This is a genomic window from Sphaerisporangium sp. NPDC004334 (assembly GCF_053602655.1).
The window spans coordinates 1-14,693 of record NZ_JBSGDZ010000048.1 but is presented as its reverse complement, the minus strand read 5'-3'; the positions used below and the strand labels follow the sequence as shown (position 1 = coordinate 14,693).

Genomic DNA, 14,693 nt, shown 5'->3' with positions numbered 1-14,693 from the left:
CACATGACCGCCCGAACCGCACGGCGCCCTGGGAGCAGACATGACCACCGCCAAGGATGAGAACCGCGACCTGGTCGAGATGGCCTGGGACCCGATCACCCGCATCGTGGGCAGCCTGGGCATCTACGCCAAGATCGACTTCAAGGCCCGCGAGGTCGTCGAGTGCCACAGCACCTCGTCGATCTTCCGCGGCTACAGCGTGTTCATGAAGGGCAAGGACCCGCGGGACGCGCACTTCATCACCAGCCGCATCTGCGGGATCTGCGGCGACAACCACGCCACCTGCTCGGTCTACAACCAGAACATGGCCTACGGCGTGCGCCCGCCCGCGCTCGCCGAATGGATCATCAACCTGGGCGAGGCGGCCGAGTACATGTTCGACCACAACATCTACCAGGAGAACCTGGTGGGGGTCGACTACTGCGAGAAGATGGTGCGCGAGACCAACCCCGGCGTGCTCGACCTCGCCGAGCGCACCGAGTGCCCCAACGCCGGCGCGCACGGCTTTCGCACCATCGCCGACATCATGCGCTCGCTGAACCCGCTGGAAGGCGAGTTCTACCGTGAGGCACTGGTCATGAGCCGCGTCGCGCGCGAGATGTTCTGCCTCATGGAGGGCCGGCACGTCCACCCCTCCACCCTCTACCCCGGCGGGGTCGGCACGGTCGCCACCGTTCAGCTCTTCACCGACTACCTGACCCGCCTCATGAGGTACGTCGAGTTCATGAAGAAGGTCGTGCCGATGCACGACGACCTGTTCGACTTCTTCTACGAGGCGCTGCCCGGGTACGAGCAGGTCGGGCGGCGGCGGGTGATGCTCGGCTGCTGGGGAAGCCTCAACGACCCCGAGCACTGCGACTTCACCTACGAGAACATGAGCTCCTGGGGCCGGGAGATGTTCGTGACGCCCGGCGTCATCGTCGACGGCGAGCTGATCACCAACGATCTGGTGGACATCAACCTCGGCATGCGCATTCTGCTCGGCAGCTCCTACTACGAGGACTGGGCCGACCAGGAGCCGTTCGTCACCCACGACCCGCTCGGCAACCCCGTCGACATGCGGCATCCGTGGAACCAGCACACCATCCCGCGGCCGCAGAAGCGCGACTTCGCCGACAAGTACAGCTGGGTCATGTCGCCGCGCTGGTACGACGGCACGGACATGCTCCCGCTGGACACCGGCGGCGGGCCCATCGCCCGGCTCTGGTCGACGGCGCTGTCCGGCCGGGTGGACATCGGCGGCGTCGAGGCCACCGGGCACAGCGTGATCATCCGGCTGCCGAAGACCGCCACCAAGCCCGAGACGACGTTCGAGTGGAAGATCCCCGAACGCGACGGCGAGCTGCTGTCCAACGCGCTCGAACGCAACCGGGCCCGCACCTACTTCCAGGCGTACGCCGCCGCCTGCGCCCTGTACTTCGCCGAGAAGGGGCTGGACGAGGTGCGGCGGGGGCGCACCCAGACCTGGGAGCCGTTCGAGGTGCCGGAGGAGGCGATCAGCTGCGGCTTCACCGAGGCGGTGCGCGGGCTGCTGTCCCACCACATGGTGATCAGGAACGGCAAGATCGCCAACTACCACCCGTACCCGCCGACGCCCTGGAACGCCAGCGTCCGCGACAGCCACGGAACGCCCGGCCCGTACGAGGACGCCGTGCAGAACACGCCCATCTTCGAGGAGAACCCGCCGGAGAGGTTCAAGGGCATCGACATCATGCGGACCGTCCGCAGCTTCGACCCGTGCCTGCCGTGCGGGGTGCACATGTACCTCGGCGGGGGCCAGGAGCTCCGCAAGCTGCACAGCCCCCACGCCTTCAATGCCGGCACCTGAGCGGACGCGCCCGGCGCGGGACGTGCGGGCCGCCGGGGAGCGCGTCGAGACGCTGATCGACCAGCTCGGCGCGCTCGCCGACCCCGCCGCCCGCGCCCGCGCCGAGGAGCTCGTCCGCACCCTGGTCGGCCTCTACGGGGCCGGGCTGGAGCGGGTCATGGCCATCGTGGTCGAGAGCGAGGCCGCCGAGGTGCTGCGGCGGCTGGCCGGCGACGAGCTGGTCTCCGGGCTGCTCGTCCTGCACGACCTGCACCCGCTCGGCACCGAGGATCGCGTCCGCGCCGCACTGGACGCCGTGCGCCCCTCCCTCGGCCTGCACGAGGGAGGGGTGGAACTGCTCGGCGTCGACGAGGCGGGGGTGGTGCGGCTGCGGCTGTCCGGCAACTGCCACGGGTGCGCCTCCTCGCGGGTCACCGTGACCCAGGCCATCGAGCGGGCCGTGCTCGGCGCGGCCCCCGAGGTGACGCGGCTGGAGGTGGACGGGGTGGTGCAGGACGCCCCGGCCCTCCTGCAGATCCAGCGCCGCCCGCCCGGCCCGTGCCCGGTCCCCGAGGAGGCCGCGCCATGACCGCGTCCGGCTCCCCGGTACCGCCCTGCCCCGGTGGAGCCCGCGGGCCCGGAGCGGTGGCCGGTGCGGGTGTGCCGTCCGCGCCGGCGGCGGCCGCAGGTCACGGCCGGGACGGCGTGGGGCTGCGCCGGTTCCGGGAGCCCGTCGAGTCACGGGGGCCCGTGGCGGAGGTGTGCGAGATGTGCGCCGAACCGCTGGGCGACCGGCACGGCCACGCGGTCGACACCGGCACCCGCGCGCTGCTGTGCGTCTGCGCGGCCTGCCGCCTGCTGCTCTCGCGCGGCGGCACCGTCGCCCGGGGCCGCTACCAGGCGGTGCCCGAACGCTACCTGTACCTGCCGCGGATGCGGCTGTCGGCGGCCGACTGGGAGGAGCTGCAGATCCCGGTGCGCACCGCGTTCCTGTTCCACAACTCCGCGCTCGGCCGTTTCGCGGCGTTCTACCCGAGCCCCGGCGGGGCGACGGAGTCGCTGCTCGACCTGTCCACCTGGGAGCGCGTCCTGGCCGCCAACCCCGAGCTGCCCCCGGCCGAGCCGGACGTCGAGGCGTATCTGGTCGACCGCCGCCCGGACGGCTTCGCCTGCCACCTCGTCCCGATCGACGCCTGCTACGAGCTGGTCGGCCTGGTCCGGGTGCACTGGAAGGGCTTCCACGGCGGACAGGAGGCGCAGGAGGCCATCGCCTCCTTCTTCGACGGGCTCCGCCGCCGCGCCGAGACGATCCCGGCGGACGTCCACGGGGACGCAGCCCCGGCAGACGTGGTCACAACGGACGCGGTCTCGGTGGACCCGCCGCCGGTGGGCGCCGCACCGGCGGCGCGGGAGGAGGGACGCGGGCGTGACTGAGATCGGGTTCCGGTGCCTGGGCGTGCGCCCCGACCCGTACGGGGTCTTCCCGACGCTGCTGTTCCGGCTCGGCATCACCGCGCCGGACGACGGCGCCGTCCACGCCATTGCGCTGCGCTGCCAGATTCGCGTCGAGCCTCGGCGGCGGACCTACGGCGCCGCCGAGAGCGAACTGCTCGCGGACCTGTTCGGCGACCCCTCCCGGTGGGGCGAGACGGTGCGCCCGTTGCAGTTCGCCAACGTGTCGGTCATGGTCCCGAGCTTCACCGGCGCCACTGAGATCGACCTGCCGGTGCCGTGCGGCTACGACCTGGAGGTCGCCGCGGGCAAGTACTTCGCCTCGCTGGACGACGGCGAGGTGCCGCTGCTGCTGCTGTTCAGCGGCACGGTCTTCGCCAGGGCGGGGGAGGGGTTCACCGTCCGGCAGGTGCCGTGGGACCGCGAGGCCCGCCAAGGGCTGCCGGTCTCGACGTGGCGGGAGATGATCGACCGCTACTTCCCCGGCGGCGGCTGGCTGCGCCTGTCCACCGACACGCTGCGGGCGCTGCAGCGGTACAAGTCCGAGCGCGCCCTGCCCACATGGGACGAGGCCATGGAGGCCCTGCTCAAGGAGGCCCGCCGATGAGTGCGCCGATGGACGTCGCGCGCAAGGTGGCCGACGCCGTGCTGTACGAGGGCTACCTGCTCTACCCCTACCGGGCGTCGGCCGCCAAGAACCGGCTGCGCTGGCAGTTCGGCGTGCTCGTGCCCCCCGCGTACACCGCCACCGCCGAGCCGTCCGCGAGCGTGACCGAATGCCTGGCGGACGGCGCCGCGCACGCCCTGCTGCGTCTTCGCCTGCGGTTCCTGCACGTCAAGGAGCGCAAGGTCGAACGCTTCCGGCAGGGCCGGTTCGTGCCGGTCGCCGAGCTGGACTGCGACGGCGTCACCCATCTCACCTTCGACGAGGCGACCGCCCGCGAGGTCGAGGCAGTCGTGCCGATGCCCGGACTGGTCGGCGCCGAGCGGGCGGTCCGCGTGCGCCTGCCCGGCGACCGCGCCGAGCGGCCCATCACGGCGGCGTCCGGCGAGGTGCTGGGCCGCGTCGTCACCGCGCACCGGCCGGTGCGGGCGGTGCTGCGGATCGCGGCCGAGCGGCAGGACGGCCCGTACGGGCTGCTGAAGGTGCGGGTCAGGGTGGAGAACGCGGCCGAGGCGCCGCCCGCCGCCACCCGCGAGGAGGCGTTGCGGCACTCGCTGGTCGCCGCCCACCTGCTGCTCGCGGTCACCTCCGGCGCGTTCCTGTCGCTGACCGACCCGCCGGAGTGGGCGCGCCCGGCCGCGCGGGGCTGCCGCAACGTCAACACCTGGCCGGTCCTGGTCGGCGAGCCGGGGCGGCGCGACGTCGTGCTGTCCTCCCCGATCATCCTGGACGACCACCCCGGCATCGCGCCCGAGAGCCCCGGCGACCTGTTCGACGCGACCGAGATCGACGAGATCCTCCACCTGCGGACGATCACGCTGACCGAGGAGGAGAAGCGCGAGGCGCGGGCCACCGACCCGCGGGCGGCGGAGATCATCGACCGGGCCGGCGACCTGCCGCCCGAACTGCTGGAACGCCTCCACGGCGCGATCCGCCGCCTCGGCCCGCCCGCCACGCCGCCGTCCTCGCCGGCATCGCCACCGTCCTGGTCGGCGTCGCGGCCGTCCCCGTCAGGACCGTCGCCCGGACCCCGCCGGCGGGGATCGTCGTCCGGACCTTCCGGACCTTCCGGACCTTCCGGGGCGGAGGAGGACGGGAGGGTGACCGTGGGCGGGGTCGAGATCGGCCGGGGCGCACGCGTCCGGCTCACTCCCGGCGCCCGGCGCGCGGACGCGCACGACATGTTCCTGACGGGCAGGACCGCCCAGGTGGAGGCGGTGCTCCACGACGTGGACGGCACCCGCTACCTGGCCGTCACGCTGGACGACGACCCCGGCGCCGACCTGCACCGCTCCCACGGCCGCTTCCTGTACTTCGCCCCCGACGAGGTGGAGCCGGTCGTCCCGGACGGGGCGGGGCCGGTCGTTCCGGACGGGGAGGCGGGGGCGTGAGGACGCTGGTCGCGGGCGTGGGCAACGTCTTCCTCGGCGACGACGGCTTCGGGGTCGCCGTGGCCCTGCACCTGGCCTCGGCCGGGGTGCCGGAAGGCGTCGTGGTGTCCGACTTCGGCATCCGCGGCGTCCACCTGGCCTACGAGCTCACCGGCGGCGGGTACGACCTGGCGATCCTGGTGGACACCGTCGCCCGGGACGATCCGCCCGGCACCCTGTACGTCCTGCGTCCCGCGCCGGAGCAGGTGCCCGGCACGTTCGTGGACGCCCACGACATGACCCCCGAGGCGGTCCTGGCGCTGGCCGGGACGCTCGGCGGGGACCTCGTCCCCGTCCTGCTCGTGGGATGCCGGCCGGCGGATCTGTCGCCCGGCATGGAACTGAGCCCGCCGGTCGCCGGCGCCGTCGGCCGGGCGGCGGACCTCGTCCTCGAGATCGTCGAGGACCACAGAAAGGAGACCGATGGTGAAGCGACTGATCATGCTGACGGCCGTGGTGGCGGTCGGCGTCATGGTGTACCGGTCGATTCCGGACCTCAAGCGGTACATGAAGATCCGCCAGATGTGACCCGCGCGCCGGCGGGCGAGGTCGCCCGGGACCGGCCGGCCGGTGCCCGCACAGGAAGTCGGACACCGACCTTCCAGATCTGAGAGATGAGGTGGACCGTGCACGAATACGGGATCGCGGAGTCGATCCTCGCCGCGGTGGAGGGACGGGCGGACGGCCGTCGGGTGCGCCGGGCCCGGGTGCAGGTGGGCGCGTTGCTGCGCGTCGCCGAGCCGTCGATCAACGACGCGTGGAGCCTGGTCACCGAGGGGACGCTGGCCGAGGGCGCGCGTCTGGACCTGGTCACGCTCCCGGTGCGGCTCACCTGCCGTGACTGCGGGAACGCCACCACCTCGGTGGACCCCTACGCGGTGTGCCCCGCCTGCGGGACCACCGACGTCGACACCGAGGGCGGCGACGATCTCGTCCTCGAATCCATCCAGCTCGCGGAGGCGACTCATGTGCCTGGGGATCCCCGGGGAGATCGTGGAAATCCTGTCGGATCGTCCTGACCTGGCCAAGGTGGACGTCAGCGGCGTGCGGCGGGCCGTCAACATCGGCCTGCTGGAGGGCGAGGCGCTCGCGCCGGGCGACTGGATCCTCATCCACGTCGGGTTCGCGCTGTCCAAGATCGACCAGGAGGAGGCGCGGGCGGCGCTCGACTTCCTGGAGAGCATCGGGCAGGCGTACGAGGACGAGATGGCCGCCCTGCGCGACTCCGTGATCGAGCAGGGGTGAGGCCGATGCGGTTCGTCGACGAGTACCGCGACGCCGGCAAGGCCCGGGCCCTGGCCGCGCGCATCGCCGCGCTGTGCGAGCCCGGCCGGGCGTACAAGTTCATGGAGGTGTGCGGCGGGCACACCCACACCATCTACAAGCACGGGCTGGAGGACTACCTGCCCGCATGCGTCTCGCTGGTCCACGGCCCGGGATGCCCGGTCTGCGTCATCCCGATGGGCCGGGTGGACGACGCGATCGCCATCGCCGAGCAGCCGGATGTGATCATGACGTCGTTCGGCGACATGATGCGCGTCCCGGGCGGCAACGGCTCCTTCCTGGACGCCAAGGCGCGCGGCGCGGACATCCGCATGGTGTACTCACCCCTGGACGCCCTCAAGATCGCGCGCGACAATCCGGACAAGCGCGTGGTCTTCCTGGCCATCGGGTTCGAGACCACCGCCCCGTCCACCGCGATGACCGTCATGCGCGCCGCGGTCGAGCGCATCGGCAACTTCTCGGTCTTCTGCAACCACGTGACGATCATCCCGGCCATCAAGGCGATCCTGGACTCGCCCGACCTGCGGCTCGACGGCTTCATCGGCCCCGGTCACGTCTCGACGGTGATCGGTTGCCGGCCGTACGAGTTCATCGCCCACGACTACGGCAAGCCGCTCGTGGTCGCCGGGTTCGAGCCGCTGGACGTGCTGCAGGCGGTCCACCGCAACCTCATCCAGCTCGCCGAGGGACGGGTGGAGATCGAGAACCAGTACGGCCGCGTGGTGCCCTGGAACGGCAACCCCAAGGCCCTCGCGGTGATCAACGAGGTGATGGAGCTGCGTCCCACCTTCGAATGGCGGGGCCTGGGCTTCATCTCCGACTCCGCGCTGTGCGTGCGCGAGCGGTACGCCGAGTTCGACGCCGAGCGCGTCTTCCACGTCCCCGGCTTCCGGGTGGCCGACCCGAAGGCCTGCCAGTGCGGCGAGGTGCTCAAGGGCGTACTCAAGCCGTGGGAGTGCAAGGTGTTCGGCACCGCCTGCACGCCCGAGACCCCGATCGGCACCTGCATGGTGTCCTCGGAGGGGGCCTGCGCGGCGTACTACAACTTCGGCCGCTTCTCGCGCGACCGGGTCAAGGAGGCGACGCGCGCATGAACCGCGACGAGCAGGTGCTGAACCCCGGAGACCGCCTTCCGGATCGGGCTGCCCGCGACCGCGAGGGCGGACCTCTCCCGCCCGCCGGAACCGGGGACCGCGAAGGGGATCGCACCCCGGCTCCCGCGGCGAGGGACCGCGAAGGGGATCGCACCCCGGCTCCCGCGGCGAGGGACCGCGAAGTGGATCGCCTCCCGGCCACGCCCGAAACCCGGGACCGGGAACGGCTGGTCCTCGCGCGCATCGAGCGGGCGCGCCGCGCCCGGCCGCGGCTGCGCGAGGAACTGGTCACCCTCGCCCACGGCGCGGGCGGCAAGGCGGGCCGCACCCTGGTCGAGGCGGTCTTCCTGGAGGCCTTCCGCAACCCTCTCCTGGAGCCGCTGGCCGACGGCGCCATCCTCGCGCCCGCGACGTCCCGCGAGCGGCCGGACGCCGAACGGCCGGTCGAGCGGTCCGCCGATGGGCGGGTCGACCAGGGGACGAGCGCCCCGGCGCTGGCCTTCACCACCGACTCTTACGTGGTGACCCCGCTGTTCTTCCCCGGCGGCGACATCGGGGACCTCGCCGTCAACGGCACCGTCAACGACCTGGCCATGTGCGGGGCGCGGCCGGAGCACCTGTCGGCGGCGTTCATCCTGGAGGAGGGGTTCCCGATCGCCGACCTGCGCAGGATCGCCGCCACGATGGCCGAGGCGGCGCGGGCGGCCGGCGTGGCGATCGTCACCGGGGACACCAAGGTCGTGCAGCGCGGCAAGGCCGACGGCTGCTATATCACCACGGCCGGCGTCGGCACCGTGGCGCCGGGGGTGCGGCTCGGCGCGTCCGAGGTCCGGCCGGGGGACGCGGTCATCGTCTCCGGGCCCATCGGCGAGCACGGCGTCACGGTGATGCTCGCGCGCGGCGGGCTGGACATCGAGGCCGACGACCTGGTCTCCGACACCGCGCCGCTCAACGGCCTGACCGCCCGTCTGCTCGACGCCTGCCCCGGCCGGCAGGTGCGGTGCCTGCGGGACGCCACCCGGGGCGGGGTGGCCACCGTGCTCAACGAGGTGGCGCAGACGGCGGAGGTCGCCGTGGTCGTGGAGGAGGAGGCGGTCCCGGTGCGCCCGTCCGTGCGCGGCGCGTGCGAACTGCTCGGCATCGACCCGCTGTACGTCGCCTGCGAGGGCCGCATGGTCGCCGTGGTCGCCGGCGACCGCGCCGACGCGGCCCTCGCGGCCCTGCGCGGGCATCCGCTGGGGGAGGGCGCCGCCGTCGTGGGCCGCATCGGGGAGGACCCGCCCGGCCTGGTCCTGCTCAAGACCGGCTTCGGCGGTACCCGCATCGTCGACCTCCTCGTCGGCGACCCGCTGCCCCGCATCTGCTGATCGACGGGGTGGAGATCATGAACCGGGGGCCTCGCCGTCGCGGCCGTGATCTTCGAGCAAGGACGCTTCCGCCTTCCGTCGCGGCAGGTGTTCCCTCTGGCGCAGGCGGCCCGAGCGCTCGCGCTCGCCGCGCGAGGGCCGCGGCGGGGCAAGATGTGCTGACCGTCCCTCCCGGCACGGCGTGACCGGCGGGGCCGTCAGCCGAGCGTGTGGAGAAGGGTCCGCAGGGCTCGGTCATTCGGATCAAAACTATCGGCGAGCGAAGGATGGACGATGTCCTCTACCGATGGCCGCGCGACCGAGCCGGTCCTGACGCGTGCGGGTGAGGCCGAGCACCTCGGCGGGTCGCCCAACGGCACCTGGCTGCTGGCCGACGCCGGCGATACGGGCGGCGTCATGAACGCCGTCCGCACCACCTTGGGCCCGGGCACCGACGGCCCGCCGCCGCACTTCCACAAGCGGGCGCCCGAGCTGTTCTTCATGCTGGACGGCGCGCTGCGCGTCCTGACCGGCGAGCGCGTCGTCACGATCGAGAGGGGCGACTTCCTGCTGGTGCCCCCGCTGATGACGCACGCGTGGGGCACGCCGGACGGCGTGGGCGCCGACGTGCTGATCATCAAGGCGCCGGGCGACGACCGGTTCGACTACTTCCGGCTGGCCGACCGCGTCCGCCGGGGCGAGGCCGGCCCGGGGGAGATCTTCCAGACCCAGGAACGCTTCGACAACCACTTCGTCGACAGTCCCGTCTGGCGACAGGCGACCGGCGCGGGCGGCCAGGCCCGGGCCAGGCTGGTGGACCTCTGACGGCGCCGGAACACCGCCGCGGCGGCGGCGGATCCGGGGGATGCCCAGGTGGGTGGGTATGTACATGGACGTCGGCGCATGTTCGATGACGTCGCCGGCCGAACGGGGGGTGGAGATCATGACTGAGCCACGAGGACCCGGCGGTTCCGCCGGGAGCATGCCCGACATCGAGGAGATCCGCCGGCAGGTCCACCGGGACGTCGCCATGGCCGGCGACCGCGCGTTCGACAGCCCGCCGCGCGGCGGCGTCCGTCCGCCGCGGGTGATGACCGAGGTGGAACGGCACGGCGTGTCCCCGATCGACAGCCAGGCCAGTTCGCCGCTGGGAGTGGGCACGAGCAGCACCGCCCGCGCCGAGCGCATCGCGCACCGCAAGGAGGAGCCCGGGCGCAGGAAGGTCGGCGTCGAGCACCGGGCCCGCCGCCCGTACGGCGTCTCCACCCCCGAACACGGCACCGGCGTCGGCCCCTCGGGGCCCGTGGACGAGGAAAGCCCCTACTTGCCCCCCGGCGACCAGGCCGGCTGACCGACCGACCTGCCGGCCGACCGGCTGACCGGCTGACCTGCCGACCGACCGGCTGACCGGCTGACGGGCGACGGCCGAGCCGGCCCTGGCCCCGCGCACCGGAGCCCGGGCCGGCTCACCTGGCCGCCGGACGCCTCACCAGGGCTACCGGGCGCGTCACCCCGGCCGTCGGCCACCTCACCCGGCCGTCGGCCGCGTCACCGGGGCCGGCGTGCCGGGTGCCGGGCGAGGGCGTCAGCCGCCGCAGGCGGCGAAGAAGAAGGTGTTCTTGACCCGGTAGGTGTCGCGGACCCGGACGGCGCCGGTCCCTGGATCGACCTGGAGAATGTGCATCGTGCCGTTGCCGGCATCGCCGGTGAGGACGTGCAGGGTGACCTGGCGGGCGCCGGTCCAGTCGACCATGTCCGGCGCCCCGCCCCCGGGTAGCTTCACCCGCACGCTGTTCACCACGGCGTTGGAGCGCAGGTCGAACAGCTTCAGAGCCCGAGAGCCCTCGGAGAAGAAGGCGACCAGGTCGCCGTCCGCGTGCAGCGCCATCGGCACGTCCTGCGCCGCGATCTGCGGCGGCACCTGCCGCGTCGCCTCCGCGCCGCTCAGGTCATAGGTGATGATCTCCGTGGTGTTCTCGTCGGTCTGCCTCCTGGTGAGCACCTGGTCCTCGTCGCCGCTGAACCCCAGCAGTTCGTCCCCCGCAGGCAGGGAGCCGAGCCGCCGGCCGGACGCCACGTCGTAGAGCCACAGGAACTTCTCGTTCGCGCCGTCGTGTACCGCCAGCGTGCTCCCGTCGAGCGACAGGGCCAGGTCAAGGCCCATCATGTTCGTCTTCGCCGGCAACGCGGCCGCCGGCATGACGTGGACCTTCCCGGTGAGCTCCCGTACCACCAGGCGGTCGTCGCGTTCGCGCACGTACGCGATGTGCCCGCCGTTCCCGCTGACCGCGATCGGGGCCGGCGAGTCCTTGTGCACCTTGCGATGCTCGTCGCGGGGGAACACCCGCGCGTCGGGCAGTTCCCTGACCTTGCCGCTGTGCAGCATGAGCCGCCAGGGCCCGCAGGGCCTGTCCTCCTTCTTCTTGCTCGTGCACGTCCTCAGCGCGGCATAGCGCACCGCGTCTCCCGCGTCTCCCGTGTCTCCCGCGTGCTCGTGCCCGGACATCCCCCGTCCGGTCGTGCCCGTCCCGGCGGCGCTCCTGGGGGCGGCGGCGGCCACGGTGGTGGCCGCGCCGAGGCCCGCGGCGGTGGCCGGGCCGCCGTGGCCGGGCGCGACGGCGGCCGACGCCGGTGCGGCGACCATGAGCCCCCCGAGGACCAGCGCGGCCAGTGTGCGTATTCTCATGACTTCTCCCTTCGCACTGGTTAGAGCGCCGGCCAGGGAAGAAAGTTCGCGCGGAAGAGGGTTCAGAGCGTCCGGGTCATGTAGACGCTGTTGGGGTCGTGCCCGTAGTCCGCGAACGGCTCGCAGTAGGCGAAGCCGAGCTTCTCGTACAGCCTCCTGGCGGGCAGGAAGAACTCCTGCGACCCGGTCTCCAGGCTCAGCCGGGTGAACCCCTCGCGCCTGGCCTCGCCGATGATGTGCTCCAGCAGCAGGGTGGCGACGCCGCTCCGCTTGCGCCGCGGCGCGGTGCGCATGGACTTCACCTCGGCGTGCCCGGCGTCCAGCCTCTTGATCGCGCCGCAGCCCACCAGGATGCCGCCGTCCATGACCGACCAGAAGGTGACGTCGGGCTTGCGGAGGGCGTCGAGGTCGAGGGCGTGCACGCTCTCGGGAGGGGTGATGGACCGCATCTCCGCGAGGTGCGCCCGGAGGAACTCGGCGATCCGCGGACCGGAGAGGTCGTCGGCCACGATCTCGATGCTGCTCACTCTGTCTCCGGGGCTCGGCTTCGGCGGGTGCGTTCCCAGCGTAGGCGGCTTCGGGCGAGGTCTGCCGTCGTCAGCAACGGTCCTTGGAGGGGCGGGGATGGGGCACGCCGAGCCGGGAGCGCAGCGCGCGCACCCCCGCCTGCAGCACCGGAGGAAGGGACAGCACCATGGCCAGGGCGTCGCCGAGGCCGGTCGCCGCCGTCTTGACGACCACCCACCCCACCGGCGGCGCGAGCAGCGTCCACGCGCGGACGTCGCTTGCGATGGCCCAGCGGACGACGCGGGCGCCGCGTTCCAGCAGCCGCCGGACCGGGACGGGCGCCGTCCGCCGGAGCGCGAGCGCCATCCGCGGCATGCCCGCGAGAAGCTGCGCGGTGAAACGGGCACGGGCTCGCCCGCCGGGCATCGCGTGCAGCTCGCCGCGCCACTCCGCCAGCCAGCGGGCACGGGCCGAAGCGGGGAGCAGGGCCGCGCCCAGCGAGATCGCCCCGAAAGCCATGCGCATCCCGCTCTGGTCGTCCGCGGAAGGTCGCGACCCCGGGACGGCCTCGCCATGGCCGGTCAGGGCGGTCTGGGCGGTCTGGGCGGCGATCGTGGCGGTCGCCAGCTCCTCGATCTCTCTTTCGATCTCCGCCACGCCCAGCCGCCGGGCGACGGGCACGAACACCTCCAGAGACTGCCGCGACTTCAGGCGCTGCTTGGCGGGGCTGAGGAACCGCAACGTCCGCAGGTTGTGCAGCCGGTCGGCGAGCTTGAGCATGAGCACGCGCGTGTCGGTGGAGGTCCGCCAGCCGTCAGGGGGTCCAGCGGGGTCCTCCAGGCGCCGCAGGACCGCGAGCAGGCCGGTGACGCCGGCGCCGAACTCGCCCGCCAGCTCGGCCTCGGAGCAGCCGGTGTCCTCCAGCACGTCGTGCAGCAACGCCGCGCACACCACCTCGTGATCCATGCCCGCCTCGGCGAGGATGACGGCGACCGCCACAGGATGGGTGATGTAGGGGTCGCCGCTGCGGCGTCTCTGATCGCGATGCCAGTATGCGGCCACCGCGTACGCGCGCTCGACCAGCTCTGCGCGTTCGCCGGTGGGAGCCTCGCGGAACGCGCGCAGCACCGCGCCGGCGCCGCAGGCGCCTTCGGCGGGCGCGCGCCGGGTCACGACGCCCATCCCGTCGTCCCGGGGTTGGCGAGCCAGGCCGGGACGGGCTGGCGACGGGAGCGGTAGGCCCGTGCGATGGCGTCGCGGCCGAGGGCCGCGCCGTCCGCCGTGATCGTGTAGTAGCGGCGCCGCGGACGGCCCTCGCTGACATGCGCGGCGGGATCCTCCCACCGGCTCTCCACCCAGCCGATCTGCTCCAGCCGGGCCAGTATGGGGTAGACCGTGCCGCTCGGCAGGCCCGTCGCCTCGCACACCTCCAGCCCGTAGCGCTGTGTGCCGGGCTCGTCGAGAAGCGCCCGGAGCACCCCCTGCACCTGCGTCGTCATCCGGGGACCACCTGGCATACTGGAACTCTACATAGGTAGAGATAGCCTGCCAGATCTCCCGGCGGCGACAGTGTGCTCACCTGGGCGACGCCCCCCGGGCGTCCGGGTCTCCCGTCGCGGCGGCGTCTCGCCGTTCGTCGAGCGAGCCGAAGGAGGCGCAGGTGTCCGGAGCTGTGATCATCGGAGTCGGCCCCGGCATCGGGCAGGCGGTCGCGCGCCGGTTCGCCCGCGAGGGGCTGCCCATCGCCGTCATCGCGCGAAGGGAGGCGACGGTGCGGGAGGCGGTCGACGCCCTGGCGTCCAGCGGGGTGCCGGTCGAGGGCCTGGTGGCCGACGCCACCGACGAGGACGCCCTGCGGGACGCCCTCGACGCGGCGGCCGACCGGCTCGGCCCGCCCGACGTCGTGGTCTACAACGCGGCTCTGGTCAGGGCCGACCGGCTGGGAGAGCTGACGGCGAAGACCCTCCTGGACACCTGGGCGGTCAACGTGGCCGGAGCGTTCACCGCCGCCATGCACGTCCTGCCCGCGATGGCCGAGCGCGGCGCCGGCACGTTCGTCATCACCGGGGGGATGCCCGAGCCGGAGCGGCGGTACGCCAGCCTCTCGCTCGGCAAAACCGGTGTGCGCACGCTGATCGCGCTGCTGGACCAGGAGTACGGGCGCTCCGGCGTCCACGTGGCCGGCGTCACCGTGGGCGGGGTCGTCGGGCCGGGCACCGCCTTCGACCCCGACGAGATCGCCGAGCACTACTGGCGGCTGCACACCCAGCCACGCGACCGGTGGGAGCGGAATGTGCTCTACAGCGGTCGCGAGCCGGCCGCGAGCGGGGACTGAGGCCCCACGGTGGTGTGGCGGGGGGGGGGGGGGGGGCGCGCCCCCCCCGGGGGGCGTGGGGGGGGGGAGGAGGGGGGGGGTGGGGAGA

The 14,693-nt window shown here is 73.1% G+C and carries 17 protein-coding genes; 13 read left to right on the top strand and 4 right to left on the bottom strand.

Features of this window, described 5'->3' with window-relative positions:
- The first annotated feature begins 40 nt into the window (after positions 1-40).
- The 12 genes from ACWEN6_RS38405 (at position 41) to ACWEN6_RS38350 (ending at position 10,428) form a co-directional block, all read left to right on the top strand.
- Positions 41-1,828 carry a nickel-dependent hydrogenase large subunit gene (locus tag ACWEN6_RS38405; RefSeq protein WP_452576881.1) on the top strand — a complete coding sequence of 596 codons (1,788 nt, stop codon included), beginning with the start codon at positions 41-43 and terminating at the stop codon, positions 1,826-1,828.
- A complete protein-coding gene (locus ACWEN6_RS38400) occupies positions 1,815-2,396 on the top strand; it encodes a NifU family protein (RefSeq protein WP_452576879.1) in 582 nt (193 codons plus the stop codon). The genes ACWEN6_RS38405 and ACWEN6_RS38400 overlap by 14 nt, the downstream gene beginning before the upstream one ends.
- A 179-nt stretch (positions 2,397-2,575) precedes the next feature.
- Complete coding sequence (locus ACWEN6_RS38395; RefSeq protein ID WP_452576878.1) at positions 2,576-3,241, top strand: DUF5947 family protein; 666 nt, start codon at positions 2,576-2,578, stop codon at positions 3,239-3,241.
- A complete protein-coding gene (locus ACWEN6_RS38390; RefSeq protein ID WP_452576877.1) occupies positions 3,234-3,866 on the top strand; it encodes a DUF6084 family protein in 633 nt (210 codons plus the stop codon). The genes ACWEN6_RS38395 and ACWEN6_RS38390 overlap by 8 nt, the downstream gene beginning before the upstream one ends.
- Entirely contained in the window at positions 3,863-5,314 is a 1,452-nt protein-coding gene (locus tag ACWEN6_RS38385) for a hypothetical protein (protein WP_452576876.1), read from the top strand. Before ACWEN6_RS38390 ends, ACWEN6_RS38385 begins: the two co-directional genes overlap by 4 nt.
- On the top strand, positions 5,311-5,964 hold the full coding sequence (locus tag ACWEN6_RS38380; protein ID WP_452576875.1) for a hydrogenase maturation protease: 654 nt from the start codon (positions 5,311-5,313) through the stop codon (positions 5,962-5,964). Before ACWEN6_RS38385 ends, ACWEN6_RS38380 begins: the two co-directional genes overlap by 4 nt.
- Positions 5,965-5,979: 15 nt before the next feature.
- The gene (locus ACWEN6_RS38375; protein WP_354840723.1) at positions 5,980-6,372 is read left to right on the top strand and encodes a hydrogenase maturation nickel metallochaperone HypA/HybF; all 393 of its coding nucleotides are present in this window, start codon (positions 5,980-5,982) and stop codon (positions 6,370-6,372) included.
- Complete coding sequence (locus tag ACWEN6_RS38370) at positions 6,347-6,598, top strand: HypC/HybG/HupF family hydrogenase formation chaperone (RefSeq protein WP_452576874.1); 252 nt, start codon at positions 6,347-6,349, stop codon at positions 6,596-6,598. The genes ACWEN6_RS38375 and ACWEN6_RS38370 overlap by 26 nt, the downstream gene beginning before the upstream one ends.
- A 5-nt stretch (positions 6,599-6,603) precedes the next feature.
- The gene (gene hypD, locus ACWEN6_RS38365) at positions 6,604-7,731 is read left to right on the top strand and encodes a hydrogenase formation protein HypD (protein ID WP_452576873.1); all 1,128 of its coding nucleotides are present in this window, start codon (positions 6,604-6,606) and stop codon (positions 7,729-7,731) included.
- 182 nt (positions 7,732-7,913) lie between these two features.
- Positions 7,914-9,098, top strand: a complete 1,185-nt coding sequence (gene hypE, locus ACWEN6_RS38360; RefSeq protein WP_452576872.1) for a hydrogenase expression/formation protein HypE — start codon at positions 7,914-7,916, stop codon at positions 9,096-9,098.
- A 273-nt stretch (positions 9,099-9,371) separates the two neighbouring features.
- Positions 9,372-9,902, top strand: coding sequence for a cupin domain-containing protein (locus tag ACWEN6_RS38355; RefSeq protein ID WP_452576871.1), 531 nt, complete (start codon positions 9,372-9,374; stop codon positions 9,900-9,902).
- Between the two features lie 118 nt (positions 9,903-10,020).
- Entirely contained in the window at positions 10,021-10,428 is a 408-nt protein-coding gene (locus ACWEN6_RS38350; protein ID WP_452576870.1) for a hypothetical protein, read from the top strand.
- A gap of 234 nt (positions 10,429-10,662) precedes the next feature.
- On the opposite strand, the gene ACWEN6_RS38345 is transcribed toward ACWEN6_RS38350, so the two are convergent.
- The 4 genes from ACWEN6_RS38345 to ACWEN6_RS38330 all read right to left on the bottom strand — a co-directional run bounded on the left by ACWEN6_RS38345 (position 10,663) and on the right by ACWEN6_RS38330 (position 13,769).
- Positions 10,663-11,763 (bottom strand): hypothetical protein, encoded by a 1,101-nt coding sequence (locus ACWEN6_RS38345; protein ID WP_452576869.1) that lies wholly within the window; start codon positions 11,761-11,763, stop codon positions 10,663-10,665.
- Between the two features lie 62 nt (positions 11,764-11,825).
- A complete protein-coding gene (locus ACWEN6_RS38340; RefSeq protein WP_452576868.1) occupies positions 11,826-12,290 on the bottom strand; it encodes a GNAT family N-acetyltransferase in 465 nt (154 codons plus the stop codon).
- Between the two features lie 70 nt (positions 12,291-12,360).
- On the bottom strand, positions 12,361-13,452 hold the full coding sequence (locus tag ACWEN6_RS38335) for an HD domain-containing protein (RefSeq protein WP_452576867.1): 1,092 nt from the start codon (positions 13,450-13,452) through the stop codon (positions 12,361-12,363).
- Positions 13,440-13,769: a PadR family transcriptional regulator gene (locus tag ACWEN6_RS38330; RefSeq protein ID WP_452576866.1), complete on the bottom strand. Its 330-nt coding sequence runs from the start codon at positions 13,767-13,769 to the stop codon at positions 13,440-13,442. Before ACWEN6_RS38330 ends, ACWEN6_RS38335 begins: the two co-directional genes overlap by 13 nt.
- 161 nt (positions 13,770-13,930) lie before the next feature.
- Here ACWEN6_RS38330 and ACWEN6_RS38325 point away from each other — a divergent pair, with 161 nt between their 5' ends.
- On the top strand, positions 13,931-14,605 hold the full coding sequence (locus ACWEN6_RS38325) for an SDR family NAD(P)-dependent oxidoreductase (protein WP_452576865.1): 675 nt from the start codon (positions 13,931-13,933) through the stop codon (positions 14,603-14,605).
- Positions 14,606-14,693 lie beyond the last annotated feature (88 nt).

What these genes read in the sequence shown, in the direction of transcription:
- ACWEN6_RS38335 (WP_452576867.1), bottom strand. Translation starts at nt 13,452, where the DNA reads ATGGGCGTCGTGACCCGGCGCGCGCCCGCCGAAGGCGCCTGCGGCGCC.
- hypD (WP_452576873.1), top strand. Translation starts at nt 6,604, where the DNA reads ATGCGGTTCGTCGACGAGTACCGCGACGCCGGCAAGGCCCGGGCCCTG.
- ACWEN6_RS38385 (WP_452576876.1), top strand. Translation starts at nt 3,863, where the DNA reads ATGAGTGCGCCGATGGACGTCGCGCGCAAGGTGGCCGACGCCGTGCTG.
- ACWEN6_RS38400 (WP_452576879.1), top strand. Translation starts at nt 1,815, where the DNA reads ATGCCGGCACCTGAGCGGACGCGCCCGGCGCGGGACGTGCGGGCCGCC.
- ACWEN6_RS38395 (WP_452576878.1), top strand. Translation starts at nt 2,576, where the DNA reads ATGTGCGCCGAACCGCTGGGCGACCGGCACGGCCACGCGGTCGACACC.
- ACWEN6_RS38330 (WP_452576866.1), bottom strand. Translation starts at nt 13,769, where the DNA reads ATGACGACGCAGGTGCAGGGGGTGCTCCGGGCGCTTCTCGACGAGCCC.
- ACWEN6_RS38405 (WP_452576881.1), top strand. Translation starts at nt 41, where the DNA reads ATGACCACCGCCAAGGATGAGAACCGCGACCTGGTCGAGATGGCCTGG.
- ACWEN6_RS38350 (WP_452576870.1), top strand. Translation starts at nt 10,021, where the DNA reads ATGACTGAGCCACGAGGACCCGGCGGTTCCGCCGGGAGCATGCCCGAC.
- ACWEN6_RS38345 (WP_452576869.1), bottom strand. Translation starts at nt 11,763, where the DNA reads ATGAGAATACGCACACTGGCCGCGCTGGTCCTCGGGGGGCTCATGGTC.
- ACWEN6_RS38355 (WP_452576871.1), top strand. Translation starts at nt 9,372, where the DNA reads ATGTCCTCTACCGATGGCCGCGCGACCGAGCCGGTCCTGACGCGTGCG.